15 protein-coding genes and 1 tRNA gene are annotated in these 14450 nt (G+C 48.6%); 10 read left to right on the plus strand and 6 right to left on the minus strand.

Translation table 11 applies throughout. The features are described 5' to 3' along the window. The first annotated feature begins 324 nt into the window (after positions 1-324). Positions 325-1182 (plus strand): transcriptional regulator, encoded by an 858-nt coding sequence (locus RT644_RS10415; RefSeq protein WP_313626575.1) that lies wholly within the window; start codon positions 325-327, stop codon positions 1180-1182. Next, positions 1175-1657, plus strand: a complete 483-nt coding sequence (locus tag RT644_RS10420; protein ID WP_313626577.1) for a hypothetical protein — start codon at positions 1175-1177, stop codon at positions 1655-1657. The genes RT644_RS10415 and RT644_RS10420 overlap by 8 nt, the downstream gene beginning before the upstream one ends. Before the next feature lie 218 nt (positions 1658-1875). Here RT644_RS10420 and RT644_RS10425 read toward each other — a convergent pair. Both RT644_RS10425 and RT644_RS10430 read right to left on the minus strand, forming a co-directional pair. Further along, positions 1876-1963 (minus strand) — tRNA-Ser (locus RT644_RS10425). 134 nt (positions 1964-2097) lie between these two features. Next, the gene (locus RT644_RS10430; RefSeq protein ID WP_313626578.1) at positions 2098-3726 is read right to left on the minus strand and encodes an ABC transporter substrate-binding protein; all 1629 of its coding nucleotides are present in this window, start codon (positions 3724-3726) and stop codon (positions 2098-2100) included. A gap of 272 nt (positions 3727-3998) precedes the next feature. On the opposite strand from RT644_RS10430, the gene yccA reads away from it, so the two are divergent. Next, on the plus strand, positions 3999-4658 hold the full coding sequence (gene yccA / locus RT644_RS10435) for an FtsH protease modulator YccA (protein WP_020457281.1): 660 nt from the start codon (positions 3999-4001) through the stop codon (positions 4656-4658). A gap of 88 nt (positions 4659-4746) precedes the next feature. Continuing rightward, the gene (gene tusE / locus RT644_RS10440; RefSeq protein ID WP_313626580.1) at positions 4747-5076 is read left to right on the plus strand and encodes a sulfurtransferase TusE; all 330 of its coding nucleotides are present in this window, start codon (positions 4747-4749) and stop codon (positions 5074-5076) included. Here the strand turns inward: tusE and yccX are convergent. Then, positions 5073-5354 carry an acylphosphatase gene (yccX, locus tag RT644_RS10445; protein ID WP_045506776.1) on the minus strand — a complete coding sequence of 94 codons (282 nt, stop codon included), beginning with the start codon at positions 5352-5354 and terminating at the stop codon, positions 5073-5075. The genes tusE and yccX overlap by 4 nt on opposite strands. Before the next feature lie 93 nt (positions 5355-5447). On the opposite strand from yccX, the gene rlmI reads away from it, so the two are divergent. Both rlmI and hspQ read left to right on the plus strand, forming a co-directional pair. Continuing rightward, positions 5448-6638: a 23S rRNA (cytosine(1962)-C(5))-methyltransferase RlmI gene (gene rlmI, locus RT644_RS10450; protein WP_097408004.1), complete on the plus strand. Its 1191-nt coding sequence runs from the start codon at positions 5448-5450 to the stop codon at positions 6636-6638. A gap of 60 nt (positions 6639-6698) precedes the next feature. Next, positions 6699-7016: a heat shock protein HspQ gene (gene hspQ, locus RT644_RS10455; RefSeq protein ID WP_017456235.1), complete on the plus strand. Its 318-nt coding sequence runs from the start codon at positions 6699-6701 to the stop codon at positions 7014-7016. A 28-nt stretch (positions 7017-7044) separates the two neighbouring features. Here hspQ and RT644_RS10460 read toward each other — a convergent pair whose 3' ends face one another. Continuing rightward, the gene (locus tag RT644_RS10460; protein WP_313626581.1) at positions 7045-7458 is read right to left on the minus strand and encodes a CoA-binding protein; all 414 of its coding nucleotides are present in this window, start codon (positions 7456-7458) and stop codon (positions 7045-7047) included. Positions 7459-7595: 137 nt separating this feature from the next. Between RT644_RS10460 and mgsA the strand changes: the two genes are divergently transcribed. Next, on the plus strand, positions 7596-8054 hold the full coding sequence (mgsA, locus tag RT644_RS10465; protein ID WP_086871977.1) for a methylglyoxal synthase: 459 nt from the start codon (positions 7596-7598) through the stop codon (positions 8052-8054). 30 nt (positions 8055-8084) lie between these two features. Here the strand turns inward: mgsA and helD are convergent, their stop codons facing one another. Then, positions 8085-10139, minus strand: coding sequence for a DNA helicase IV (helD, locus tag RT644_RS10470; RefSeq protein ID WP_313626583.1), 2055 nt, complete (start codon positions 10137-10139; stop codon positions 8085-8087). Between the two features lie 122 nt (positions 10140-10261). Here helD and RT644_RS10475 point away from each other — a divergent pair, with 122 nt between their 5' ends. Together RT644_RS10475 and yccS are read left to right on the plus strand one after the other, a co-directional pair. Beyond that, entirely contained in the window at positions 10262-10708 is a 447-nt protein-coding gene (locus tag RT644_RS10475) for a YccF domain-containing protein (protein WP_020457274.1), read from the plus strand. Between the two features lie 17 nt (positions 10709-10725). Continuing rightward, on the plus strand, positions 10726-12855 hold the full coding sequence (yccS, locus tag RT644_RS10480; protein ID WP_313626584.1) for a YccS family putative transporter: 2130 nt from the start codon (positions 10726-10728) through the stop codon (positions 12853-12855). Here yccS and RT644_RS10485 read toward each other — a convergent pair. Continuing rightward, a complete protein-coding gene (locus tag RT644_RS10485) occupies positions 12849-13469 on the minus strand; it encodes a TfoX/Sxy family DNA transformation protein (RefSeq protein WP_097408001.1) in 621 nt (206 codons plus the stop codon). The genes yccS and RT644_RS10485 overlap by 7 nt on opposite strands. A 218-nt stretch (positions 13470-13687) precedes the next feature. On the opposite strand from RT644_RS10485, the gene sulA reads away from it, so the two are divergent. Then, positions 13688-14197, plus strand: a complete 510-nt coding sequence (sulA, locus tag RT644_RS10490) for an SOS-induced cell division inhibitor SulA (protein WP_020457271.1) — start codon at positions 13688-13690, stop codon at positions 14195-14197. Positions 14198-14450: the final 253 nt, after the last annotated feature.

The following is a 14450-nucleotide window of genomic DNA, read 5'->3' on the forward strand; positions in this document are numbered from 1 at the left end:
CGTATAAATATATATTCTCACCAGAAAAATGTATTACCCCCATCATCTTAAATGGGACCTTAAATCAACAAAAGTTAATTTAAGATATATAACAACCAACAATCAAAGATGCATCCACCTAAATATCAAGCATTTTTTAATGTAAGCATCAATAGCACCCATTATTAATCGACCTACGCTAAAATTCGCAAGAAGACGGCATTAATTGTTGCAAAAAACATAGCAATACATCTATTGTTGTGCTGAAATTAATAACATAACATTTTAACCTATTACATACATCGCTAATAAAGGACTCAGCCTCTGGCTGCTATTGGAATATATATGTACTGGATTATCAACGACAACATAGAATTCAGACCGGGAATGAAAAGACTGTCATCGGTAAATAATCCCGAAATGAACGTTACTCTAACCTCCCCAGCCAGCCGTTGCCTTCTCTTACTGCTTGAAGCATCTCCGGATATTGTGCTGCAACAAGATTTTTTTAAGAAAGTTTGGGAAGAAGAAGGAATGTTAGTTCCAACGAATACGCTCTATCAGAATATATCTATTGTTCGGCGTGGGCTGCGTGCCGTAGGTGAAACAGACAGAAGACTTATTGCAACCATTCCCCGGAAAGGTTTTCAGATAGATGACAGCGTAAAAATCTCCAGACGAAACGATAACGAACCGGCTACACCTTTTGCTATTTCTACTGCCAATTATCAAACAACTCACAACATTCCTGAAGAGCTTGATTATCCAAAGGATGATGTACTGAACGAGCAAGATCTTTATGCTGAGACAGGCACTCGTGCAATTAAGAAAAAGAAGTCGTTTGCAACCTCAAATGGAGTTTTTGCTGCTTCAGCCTCATTTATTGCAGGCCTGCTCGTCGTTTACCTGACATGGAACATTAGTAACGATGCTGCTTTTTTTGAAAGTTATACGTTCATTGAAAAGGAAGATGGTTGCCATTTTTACACTAAAGATGATAGCCATGACAACAATGAATATTACATGAAATATAAATCTCTTATTAAAGACTCTGGTTTGAATTGTAAAAATTACCCCTGGGTCTATTTCCCAACTTCACCTACCTCGCCATCTCTCGCTGCTTTAGTCTGCAAGAATAAATTTTCGACAACATCATCACCAAGGTGCATTTCACTTTTAATCAGGGGAGTAAACGGTGACTAAAAAAGCAATATTCTTTCTAAGCCTGTTTTTTATAAGTGTAGGGATTGTAGCGGGATTTTTTTATTACTCATTGCTTATAAAAAACAGAAGTGCTGAAAGTTGCAGTGCTTCCATGATCGTTTTTCATAAAGAAACACAAGCCAACATTACTTTCGATTTTATGTACAATAAAGAGAAAAGAAATGGCATCGTTTCAGTAAGCGGAAGTTACCTTGAAAACTCTCACCCAGAAGGGACCATACGCAGAGATATATCCTTTACCTGGACCGAAAATCACGGTACCTACAATTTTCTGTCATCCGGGATAAACAAAATCGATAGTTTAGAAACCTTACCGGATAAAGTCATCGCTACTCTTTTGCCCGGTTTTTACGTTTATCCTGATAAAAGTATCACCTATTCAATCCATCCCCAGGGATCGCAAGGATTCCTTTTCACCATTGGAAAACGGCCGCTTTTCTTTTGCAGCCGTTAGAAGCGGTTAATGAGTGTCATCAAATTTGCATGATGGGGACGACCAAACCAGTCCTCCCCTGCTTCTACTTTGAATAAAAACGGTAGAACTGATTGAGCGTCAATGGAATTCACGCATTACTCTACCCGCGAACTTAGAGTAAGTGCTGAATGCAACCAGCGTTGATTTTCTCGAAATAAAAAAGCCCCAGCTTACGAAGTAAGCTGGGGCTTTATATTTGGCGGAAGCGCAGAGATTCGAACTCTGGAACCCTTTCGGGTCGCCGGTTTTCAAGACCGGTGCCTTCAACCGCTCGGCCACACTTCCGGTGTGAGGCGCACTATAAACATCCTCGAGTCTCATGTAAAGCCCGGGAATGTTTGTTTGCCTGAAAAACCATCAAAACCGCGCTGTTAGATTGAAATACCAGCACAATGATCGTTTATTCAGCGCATCTCAGATCAGTGTTGCTTAATGTATAAATCTTTTGTCAGGTATACACCCAGGCTATCGGGCGCAAACCCGCCAACCCAAGGCTTCACCAGATGTGTACGAACATAGTGGTAAACCGGGATAGCGGGAACGTCCTCGCCAAGTATGTCTTCTGCTTGCTGGTAATATTTACCGCGTTCGGCAATATCCTTCGCTTTCGCTGCACTCTTCAGTGCTTCGTCATACGCTGGATTGCTATATTTACTCGTGTTTTCACTGTCGCCGGTACGGAAATTATTGAGGAAAGTGGCGGCATCAGCATAGTCTGCAATCCATGCATGCCGTACCACATCGAAATTACCCGTATGCATGGTATCAAGCATGGTTTTCCACTCCTGATTTTGTAGCTTTGCATTAACACCAAGATTTTTCTGCCACATTGAACTGGCAGCAATCGCGATCCGCTGATGTGTTTCCATCGTGTTATACAGAAGGCTGAAGCTCAATGGGTGCTCATCATTGAAACCAGCTTCATTGAGAAGTTTTTTCGCTTCAGCGAGTCGTTTTTCCCTCGGCCATGACGCGTAATCTGGTGAAGCTATTTTCACACCACCAATTTCCGGCTGGCTAACTACCCATGCAGGACGCTGCCCCTGTGCCATTACCTTATCCGCGATGACATCTTTATCCAGAGCCATATTGAGTGCGCGACGTACTCGAGGATCGTTAAATGGCGGCTTAGTGGTATTAAACTCGTAATAATAGGTCGCCAGTTGCGGAGCGACACGCACCTGATCGCCTAACGTTTTCTTTAACTGCGCAAACTGGTTCACAGGAATGGTGTATGTGATATCAATCTCGCCAGCTTTATAACGGTTAATGTCCGCCGTTTCGGCATTGATAGGAAGATAAGTGACTTTATTAATCACTGTCGCTTTATTATCCCAGTAGCGAGTATTGCGCTGGGCGACAATGCGTTCATTAACGACCCAATCGGTAATCTTATAGGCACCGCTCGTTACTATATGTTCCGGCTTTGTCCATTTATCACCAAATCGATTGATCAATACGCTGTCTACCGGAACCAAAGATGGGTGCGCCAGCATCGGCAGAAAGGATGCCGTGGGTTGTGTCAACGTGACTTCCAGTGTTGAATCATCTAACGCCTTCACCCCAAGCGTATCAGGTGTTTTTTTACCTTGAGCGATATCAGCAGCATTAACGATATGCATATTTCCAGGATAGCTGGCATAGGGGGATGCCGTTTTCGGATCGACTAAACGTTGCCAGCTCCAGACCACATCTTTTGCCGTGATCGCCGTACCATCCGACCATGTGATCCCCGGGCGTAAGTGGAAAATCCAGACCGTGTTATCTTTATTTTCCCATTTTTCCGCCAGCCGGGGTTCAATGGTTCCATCTGCCTTAACTGCGACCAACCCGTCGAAAATATCGCTAATAATGTTGAACTCGACGTCACTTTCCACTTTATGTGGATCCAGCGATGCAGGCTCGCTGCCATTGTTACGCACCAACTCCTGTTTTTCAGCAAGCGTAGTTCCTGCGGGTACCGTCGCTGCAAACGCGCCGGAACATGCGCTCAGAATGCCGATAGTCAATAATGAAAGTGCAATGTGGTTACGTGTTTGTGGTTTCATGTCCTTTCGCCTTAGTAATGTACATTGTCACGACGCGATTACACTCTTAGCGCCCCAATAGTTATATAGCAATAGATTTCAGTGACATATAAGACACCAATATGGATCTGTCTCACATTTATCCCTTTATGCTGAGTAGCACGCATTTCTGCGCACGAAACACTGTGTCAGCACCGAGGTTTTATGAGTAAAGATGGGTAAAACAACTTTGTCAGCAAGCGAGACTTTTTTAGACTCTGCAATCAATTACATCTGTCATAAGAGAGTGACTCATGGATCGTATTATTACTTCATCGCGTGACCGTACTTCCCTGCTAAGTACGCACAAAGTCCTGCGTAACACCTATTTCCTTTTAAGCTTAACGCTGGCGTTTTCCGCAATTACGGCGACCGCCAGTACCGTATTAATGTTGCCTTCTCCGGGCCTGATCCTGACGCTGGTTGGGATGTACGGTTTAATGTTCCTGACCTATAAGCTGGCGAACAAACCAACCGGTATCCTGGCTGCGTTCGCGTTCACTGGTTTCCTCGGTTATATCCTGGGGCCAATGCTTAATGCTTATCTCTCAGCAGGGATGGGAGATCTGATTGGCCTGGCTCTCGGCGGCACCGCATTGGTCTTTTTCTGCTGTTCCGCCTACGTGTTAACGACACGCAAGGATATGTCTTTCCTCGGCGGCATGCTGATGGCGGGCGTGGTGGTGGTGCTGATCGGGATGGTCGCGAATATTTTCTTGCAGTTGCCAGCGTTGCATCTGGCTATCAGCGCCGTATTTATCCTGATTTCAAGTGGCGCTATCCTGTATGAAACCAGCAATATCATCCACGGTGGTGAAACCAACTACATCCGCGCCACAGTCAGTCTGTATGTGTCGCTGTACAACATCTTTGTCAGCCTGTTGAGTATTCTGGGTTTCGCTAACCGCGATTAAACAAGCCTGATTCCCCATTAGCCCCGCTTATGCGGGGCTTTGTTTTTTGCTACACTCCCGCCGTTGTTGACTAACGCTGCTAAAAATTATGTTGATCTTTGAAGGTAAAGAAATCGAAACCGATAGCGAAGGCTATCTAAAAGACACTACGCTGTGGAGCGAAACCTTAGCGTCTATCATTGCTGAGAAAGAGAACATAGCTCTCTCTCCTGAGCACTGGGAAGTGGTGCGCTTTGTGCGTGAATTTTACCTAGAATTCAATACCTCTCCCGCTATTCGCATGCTGGTAAAAGCGATGGCGAATAAATTTGGCGAAGAGAAAGGCAATAGTCGCTATTTGTACCGCCTGTTTCCCAAAGGGCCAGCTAAACAGGCGACAAAGATCGCTGGTTTGCCAAAACCGGTGAAGTGCATCTAATAGCGAATGCCGAAGTTTGTCCATTCCCTGCCGGGCTGATGCGGTTCGGCAAGAACTCTGTCAACCCGGGCGCTACGCGGTCCCCCTGCTTTCAGCCATGCAATCAGCTGATTCACTGCGTGCTCGTCGCCGCAGGCAACCACTTCGACGCTGCCATCATCAAGATTACGTGCATACCCCGTCACACCGAGCTTCTGTGCTTCGTGCTGCGTGCTATAGCGAAACCCGACGCCCTGCACCATTCCGTGTACCCAGGCGATTGTGCAGACATGTGCCATCTTTCCCTCCCCTTTCTATTCAGGCTCGTTGCATTTGCCCGTTGAACCCGTGACAATAGCGCCCATTTTCTTCAGTTTATAGAATAGCCGAATATGAGTGTACGTTTAGTGTTAGCCAAAGGGCGCGAGAAATCATTGCTGCGCCGTCATCCCTGGATTTTCTCCGGCGCTGTCGCGCGAATGGAAGGCAAAGCCAGCCTCGGTGAAACGGTTGATATTGTCGATCATCAGGGTAAGTGGCTGGCGCGTGGAGCATTATCTCCTGCATCGCAGATTCGTGCTCGCGTCTGGACTTTCGATAAAAATGAAAGCATTGATATCGCGTTTTTCACCCGCCGCCTACAACAAGCACAGCAGTGGCGAGATTGGCTGGCGCAACGCGATGGTTTGGACAGCTATCGCCTGATTGCAGGCGAATCAGACGGCTTACCCGGCGTAACCATCGATCGTTTCGGTGATTTTCTTGTTCTCCAACTTCTTAGCGCAGGTGCGGAATATCAGCGTCCAGCCATTATCTCGGCGCTCCAGTCTCTCTATCCACAATGCGCGATTTACGATCGCAGCGATGTTGCTGTGCGCAAAAAAGAGGGGCTGGAACTCGCGCAAGGACTGGTGGTTGGCGAACTGCCGCCCGCGTTGTTGCCGATTAAAGAGCACGGCATGAAGCTGTTTGTTGATATTCAGGGCGGGCATAAAACCGGTTACTACCTCGATCAGCGCGACAGCCGGCTGGCAACACGTCGCTACGTGGCAGACAAGCGCGTATTAAACTGCTTCTCCTATACCGGCGGCTTTGCCGTTTCCGCGCTGATGGGCGGATGCCGCCAGGTCGTCAGTGTAGATACCTCTCAGGAAGCGCTGGATGTCGCGAAACAGAACATTACGCTGAACGAGCTGGATTTAAGCAAAGCAGAATTTGTTCGCGACGATGTATTCAAACTGCTCCGCAAATATCGCGATCAGGGCGAAACTTTCGATGTCATCGTGATGGACCCGCCAAAGTTCGTGGAAAACAAAAGCCAGTTGATGGGCGCCTGTCGCGGTTATAAAGACATCAACATGCTGGCGATCCAGCTCCTGAATCCCGGCGGTGTACTGCTCACTTTCTCCTGTTCCGGTTTGATGACCACAGATTTATTTCAGAAAATTATTGCTGACGCCGCAATAGATGCTGGTCGTGATGTACAATTTATAGAACAGTTCCGTCAGGCCGCCGATCATCCTGTGATCGCTACCTACCCGGAAGGGCTGTATCTGAAAGGGTTTGCCTGCCGCGTCATGTAACTTGAAATTTGGAACTGCGCCCGCATATCTGCGGGTATGTAAGGTTCCCGGGAGGTGACAATGATTGCCAGCAAATTCGGTATCGGTCAGCAAGTTCGCCACTCACTGCTGGGGTATCTTGGCGTAGTGGTCGATATCGATCCTGAGTATTCACTGGACGAGCCGTCAGCAGATGAACTGGCGGTGAACGACGAACTCCGCGCACTGCCCTGGTATCATGTCGTAATGGAAGATGATGATGGCCAACCAGTGCACACATACCTGGCAGAAGCACAGCTGACAAGCGAAATTACGGATGAACATCCGGAGCAGCCATCCATGGATGAACTGGCGCGCACCATTCGCCGACAGCTCCAGGCTCCGCGCCTGCGCAACTAAAAATACCCCGCCAGATGCGGGGTATTTTTTATTTCGCCAGACCGAGCCGCGGGATCTCAATAGCCGGGCAGCGATCCATCACTACATTTAACCCCGCCTCACGCGCCAGCACGGCCGCTTGTTCATTAATCACCCCTAATTGCATCCAAAGCGTTTTCGCTCCGATGGCAATCGCCTCCTGTGCAACACCCCACGCCGCTTCCGAATTGCGAAAAACATCCACCATGTCGATTTTTTCTGGCACATCGGCAAGTGTTGCATAGCCCTGCTGCCCAAGAAGGGTAGTCCCTGCTACTTTCGGCGAGACGGGAATCACCTGATAACCCTGGTCCAACAAATACTTCATCACGCGATAACTTGGTCGATCGGGTTTATCACTCGCACCAACCAGCGCAATAGTTTGGGTCGACTGTAAAATATCGGCAATATCGGTTTCTTTCATGTTTTCCTCCCGGCGATGTCACCAAAGTGTAAATCAAACAGACCCACCCGACCATTTTCGGATTTTTTTATTCACTTCTCTTGCAGCATCAGACGCTTCCAGTAATCTGTAGCGAAAACCACTGACGGAAGCGGATTATGGAATCAACCACTCGCACCTTACCCGTGCGCAAAAATATTGCACTGGTCGCACACGATCACTGCAAGCAATCATTAATGAAATGGGTAGAACGCCACCAGCCTGTACTGGCCAAACATGAGCTATATGCGACTGGTACAACCGGGAATTTGATTCAGCGAGCAACCGGCCTTGAAGTCAACGCCATGCTGAGTGGCCCAATGGGCGGCGACCAGCAAGTCGGCGCGTTGATTTCAGAAGGTAAAATCGACGTACTGATTTTCTTCTGGGACCCGCTTAATGCTGTCCCGCACGATCCTGACGTAAAAGCCCTCTTACGTCTTGCAACGGTGTGGAATATTCCGGTTGCGACCAATTTATCTACCGCTGATTTTATTATCGAATCGCCGCAGTTCAATAACAGCGTCGACATCCTCATTCCGGACTACCAACGTTACCTCGCTGAGCGTCTGAAATAAGTCCTGGCGGCCGCAGCGGCCGCCTTCTTTTCACGGTTTTCGCGCGACTGGCACATCCAGCGATTTTAACGTGTCGACAAAGCGTGACGGTTCATCTTCATCAAACAATAGCCAGACACGATGGCGTGCGCGCGTCAATGCGACGTACAACAATCGCCGCTCTTCCGCATCAGGGAACTCTTCCGCCTGCGGCAGCAAGGCTTGCTCCATAATGGATTCCCGCGCCGGAGCAGGAAAACCATCCGCGCCCTCTTTCAGCCCCACCACAATCACATAGTCCGCTTGTTGCCCTTTACTGGCGTGGATAGTCGTAAAATCGAGCTGAAGTTTCGGCCAGCGGGTGGCTGCTTTATCAAGAACCGCCGGTTTTCCGTGGTGATAACGAGCCAGAACCAGGATCCTGTCTTCCGGCGTTGCATATCCGCTGAGTTTATCTAAAAGTGCATCCAACTGATCCTGCGCCATCAGCGTCACTGCGTTTTTATCCCCACTTTTCAAACTGTTCAATGGCTTTGCAAGCTGCCATGGGTTCTGCTGGATAAAGCGATTCGCCACTTCACCAATGCGTGAATTGAAACGATAAGTCGTATCCAGTGCGCAGAGATCGCCTTCACCAAAATAGTCATGGAAAGCGGTGGTTAAGGAAAGTTGCGCGCCGCTGAAACGGTAAATTGCCTGCCAGTCATCACCGACAGCAAATAGCGTCGTTTGTGAGTTTTGCTTACGCAACGCAGCCAGCAAAGCCGCGCGCTGCGGTGAAATATCCTGAAATTCATCGACCAGAATATGCTTCCATGGGCTAACAAAACGCCCTTTTTCAAGCACATTAATTGCCTGATGAATCAGCCCGGAAAAATCGACGGCGTTTTCAGACTTTAGCTCCGCTTTCCACGCTTTTAAAATCGGCGCCATCAATTTAATGCGTTTACTGAACAGGTCACGAACTTCATCTGGTGCGCTGGCGATCATCTCCGCCTGTGCACCGCCATGCATACGCATCAGTCCGATCCAACGATCGAGACGCGGAGCGATGCGGCGCTGCAATTTTGCATCTTCCCAAAAATTGCCGTCAGGGACGTCCCATTCCATCTCTTCTTCCAGCCACTGACGCCACCCTTTCGCCTGTGCTTTCTTTTCACTGCACTGCTGGCACCAGGTATCCGTTAGCAAGCGCAGCCGGGCCGATATGTCATTTTCCAGTTCGCTTAAAGCGGGCACTTTTTTGCTTCCCTGGGAGATGATATACAACGCCAGCGCATGAAAAGTGCGCGCGGTAATCTCCTCGGTATGTAGCCTTTGCTGGATACGCTCATCCATCTCCTGAGCGGCTTTGCGACCAAACGCAAGCAGCAGGATTTGATCCGCCGAGGCTTCGCCACGAGCCAGCAACCAGCCTGCTCGGGCCACCAGCACCGACGTTTTTCCACTCCCCGCGCCAGCAAGCACAAGTAAAGAGTGCTCGCCGTTGACCACGGCCCGCGCCTGCGCCGGGTTTAAAGGAGATGTTTCAACGTGCTCAAAAAAAGCGGCGTACTGAGTAACCATCGTTTCAGTATAAGTTTGATTGTGCTGTGTCCGGCGCTTCTCAACGTCCGTCAGCCACGACTGGCACTGACGCCAAAGCTCACGGCAATTATCAAACTCCGCTAATCGGCTTGTCGGAATCGGCAACGCGGCAAACGCCTGCTGCAATTGCTGCTGTAACCCCTGAAGCTGCTTACGGGTAAGCCATTTCGTTGGCTCAATACGCCCGGAAATCAGCTCCAGTTGCTCCGATAAAACCCCGGCAGCAACCTCGCTCATTTCCGCGCTCCACCGCTTCCAGCGCTCATTTAAAAGATGGTAAAAACGCTGTGTTTCGTTCCATTCCGTTCCGTGGAGACGAACTACTTTGTTGTCGGCAAGCTGAAATTCCATCTCTCCCCACACCAGCCCTCGCTTGCATTCAATCGCTAACAACTGATTGAAAGGGATAAGGTATTCGTGTCTGTCACCTGCCACTTTAATGCCGGCATTCAGAATGACTGCGCGATCATACGGGTGTTGCGCCAGACGTTTTCCCAGTGAGGTCGCTTTCAGTTCCATGACTTATCGTTCTCAACTTGTGACAATAATTGCCAGTTTACCTGCCAGAGAATTGGCGCTCCAGCCCAAATAATCGTTACAATTACCGGCATTCTCTACCGACCGGTTTGTACTGAGGTTTTATGCGTACCGTTTTGAATATTCTAAATTTTGTGCTTGGTGGTTTCGCCACAACACTCGGATGGCTACTCGCAACAATAATCAGCGCCCTGCTCATTATCACTCTGCCGTTGACGCGCTCTTGCTGGGAAATCACAAAGCTCTCATTTATCCCCTGGGGAAATGAAGCCATTCACATTGATGAACTTGAACCGCAGAGCAAAAACAGCCTGTTAAATGCAGGTGGAACATTATTGAATATTATCTGGCTTATTCTGTTTGGCTGGTGGCTATGCATTATGCATATTACCGCCGGTATCGCTCAGTGCCTTACCATCATCGGCATTCCCGTTGGCGTCGCGAACTTTAAAATCGCTGCGATTGCACTGTGGCCAGTTGGCCGTCGTGTGGTATCTGTAGAAACCGCTCGCGCTGCCCGCGAAGCCAATGCGCACCGTCGTTTTCAATAATCGGATCGCTTGTCATTATGTTAAGTCCTCTGCTTCGCCGTTATACATGGAACAGTGCCTGGCTCTATAACGTCAGAATTTTTATTGCGCTTTGCGGGACTGCTTTGCTGCCCTGGCTACTCGGCGAGGTGAAACTGACCATCCCGCTAACGCTTGGCGTCGTTGCCGCCGCACTTGCCGATCTGGATGACCGCCTGACGGGGCGGCTGAAAAACCTGATAATTACGCTGGTGTGCTTTTTTATTGCGTCTGCATCTGTGGAGTTACTCTTTCCGTGGCCATGGTTGTTTGCGTTTGGTCTTGTGACATCCACCATTGGTTTCATCCTGCTTGGCGGGCTCGGACAGCGTTACGCCACCATTGCTTTTGGTGCGCTGCTTATTGCGGTCTATACCATGCTGGGAATTTCCCTTTTCGAACAATGGTATCAGCAACCACTGCTGCTGTTGGCAGGTGCAATCTGGTTTAACTTACTGACGCTGGTTGGACATCTGGTTTTCCCCATTCGCGCCCTACAAGACAACCTGGCGCGTTGCTATGAACAACTGGCACATTACCTTGAACTAAAATCACGTCTTTTTGACCCGGATATTGAAGATGATAGCCAGGCGCCGCTCTATGATTTAGCACTGGCGAATGGCCAGTTAGTGAACACGCTCAATCAAACCAAAGCCACGTTGCTCACGCGTTTGCGCGGAGATCGTGGGCAGCGCGGCACACGTCAAACATTACATTACTATTTTGCGGCGCAAGATATTCACGAACGAGCCAGTTCTTCACATATCCAATATCAAACCCTGCGCGAACATTTTCGTTATAGCGACGTGATGTTCCGCTTTCAGCGCTTACTTTCCATGCAGTCACATGCGTGCGCTCAGTTATCACGCGCCATTTTGCTTCGCACTCCGTATCAACACGATTCTCGCTTCGAACGGGCATTTATCCACCTTGACGCGGCGCTTGATCGTCTTCGCGCTAATGGCATCACGCCTCAGGAGCATATGAAAGCACTTGGTTTTCTGCTGGATAACCTGAGGGCTATTGACGCTCAGTTAGCAACTATTGAATCTGGTCAACCACAGCCTTCATTGTCAAATGACACTGAAAATCAGCTTTCGGATGATAGTCTGAGTGGTTTCAATGACATGCGGCAGCGGTTACGTAATAATTTGACGCCAGAATCCGCACTTTTTCGCCACGCAGTACGCATGTCGGTGGTGTTATGTATCGGTTATGCGTTTATCCAAATAACGGGGCTACAGCATGGTTATTGGATCTTACTGACCAGTCTCTTTGTCTGCCAGCCGAACTATAACGCCACTCGCCACAGGCTGACGCTACGCGTAATCGGAACGCTGATTGGCGTTGCGATCGGATTGCCGGTACTTTACTTCGTTCCCTCACACGAAGGGCAACTGATACTCATCGTCATCACCGGCGTACTGTTTTTCGCATTTCGAACAGTGCAATACGCGCATGCCACGATGTTCATCACCTTACTGGTGTTACTGTGCTTTAACTTATTGGGCGAAGGATTTGAAGTCGCGCTTCCCCGTATTATTGATACGCTTATAGGTTGTGCTATCGCCTGGGCGGCAGTGAGTTTTATCTGGCCGGACTGGCGTTTTCGACACCTGCCCCGCGTTACTGAACAAGCCTTTGATGCTAACTGCCGCTACCTTGATGCCATTCTTGAACAGTACCATCAGGGACGCGATAACCGGCTTGCTTACCGCATCGCCAGACGTAACGCTTATAACCGTGACGCGGAACTGGCATCGGTCGTTTCAAATATGTCTTCCGAACCCGGAACCTCACCTGAACTTCGCGATGCCGCGTTCCGTTTGTTATGTTTAAATCATACCTTTACCAGTTATATTTCCGCGCTTGGCGCACATCGTGAGCAGCTCACCCAGCCGGAAATCCTACGTTTACTTGATGATGCAGTCTGCTATGTTGACGATGCTCTACATCACCTACCAGCAGACCAAAAACGTGTTCAGGATACTCTTGCCGATCTATCCCAACGCATTAAACACCTGGAGCCGCGCCCGGATAGCAAAGAGCCACTGGTACTGCAACAGATTGGCCTGCTGATCGCTTTATTGCCTGAAGTGTGCCGTCTGAAAAGCCAAATTACTCAGTAAGGACTCGCTCCGTTCTTAATTACGCCGTTAAACCACTCCATCAGTTCCCGGCGTCGCGGCGCCGGTAACGCCGCTTCGTGAAGCCCAACAATTGCGCCCTCGAGTGCAAGAAGCACTTTCGCGCTCAGATGCTTGTTTGATTTTCTCAATCTAAGCCAACAAACTTTTGCCCCGAGCATTCGCAGTGTATGTGCATCCAGTACGCCAGCTTCATGGAGTTGAGCTTCAAGTTGAAAAGTAAGGTTAGGCAGATCGCGTAACCGTTTTCTGGCACTGCGCCGATCTTTATCACGCCGCGCAGCATCAAGTGACAGAGCCGAAAGTTGCAGAAGTAACGAACGATCGCGCCACACACTCTCGCTAACGAAGTAGTAATTTAACGAAACCTGACGCCCACGTTTGTTGAATACCAGTAAAGGGGCATCTTGCGTAACCGTATATTGCGCACTCTCGTCGCAAGCGCGAAGGTAAAGTTCCCCTTCTGCAACCATCGCGAAAACAGTTTTATCCACTGACAAGCTGTAACCACCAAAATGAGCGCGGTGACAAATTGTGCCGAGAGGCATGAGGTATTCGCGCGACTGATATATCCGTTGATAAGATAGGTCTTCCATGATTTTTGCCTTATAAATCACATAGTAAAAGCCAGATTTAAATTACTGAAACCACTACGCAGGAACATAGGCAACTGTGAGCAAGACGGCAAGCAAATTTTTCATTACGCGGCAGGGACAAAACAAAAATGCGAGATAGTTTCCGAAAATGAGGTTGATCTCTGAGCATGCAACGGTTACTGTATAAACATACAGTAACCCACAGGGCTGGATTGATTATGTACACTTCAGGCTATGCGAATCGTTCGACAACACTCGCTTCAACACTCAACAAATTGAATCACGTTGAGCCTTCCAGCATCACTACCGGGCTGATTAGCGAAATGGTCTATCGTGAGGACCAGCCCTGGATGACGCAGCTTCTTTTACTGCCTTTACTGCAGCAACTCGGGCAACAATCCCGTTGGCAGCTGTGGTTGACACCTCAACAAAAACTCAGCCGTGAGTGGGTGCAATCCGCTGGGTTACCCCTCACCAAGGTGATGCAGGTGAACCAGCTTTCTCCAAGCGTAACACTGGACTCAATGATTCGTGCATTGCGCACAGGTAACTATAGCGTCGTTATTGGCTGGCATTCTGAAGAGCTGACTGCAGAGGAACATCGCCAATTAGCTATGGCGGCAGAAGAAGGCAATGCGATAGGCTTCGTTATGCGACCTGTACGCCACGATCCTCTGGCTGCGAGACAGCTTTCCGGGATAAAAATTCACTCAAATTTGTATCATTGAGTAAATTTAGGAGTTTTCCTAGGATGTTTTTTGCCTGAGAGCAGCGCTTCAAATTTATCGTCCAAATACAGCGCGAAAGCCTGTCTCGCGCGCTTTGTACGGAAATAGCCGTGGTGAAAGATTCATCAGAAGTGTTAAATATTGTGTATACAAAGCCTTTTTTTTCATATGCCTGACGGAGTTCACACTTGTAAGTTTCCAACTACGTTGTAGACTTTACATCGCCAGGGGTGCTCGGCATAAGCCAAAGATA

Source organism: Kosakonia sp. (assembly GCF_032104925.1).
Taxonomy (GTDB): domain Bacteria; phylum Pseudomonadota; class Gammaproteobacteria; order Enterobacterales; family Enterobacteriaceae; genus Kosakonia.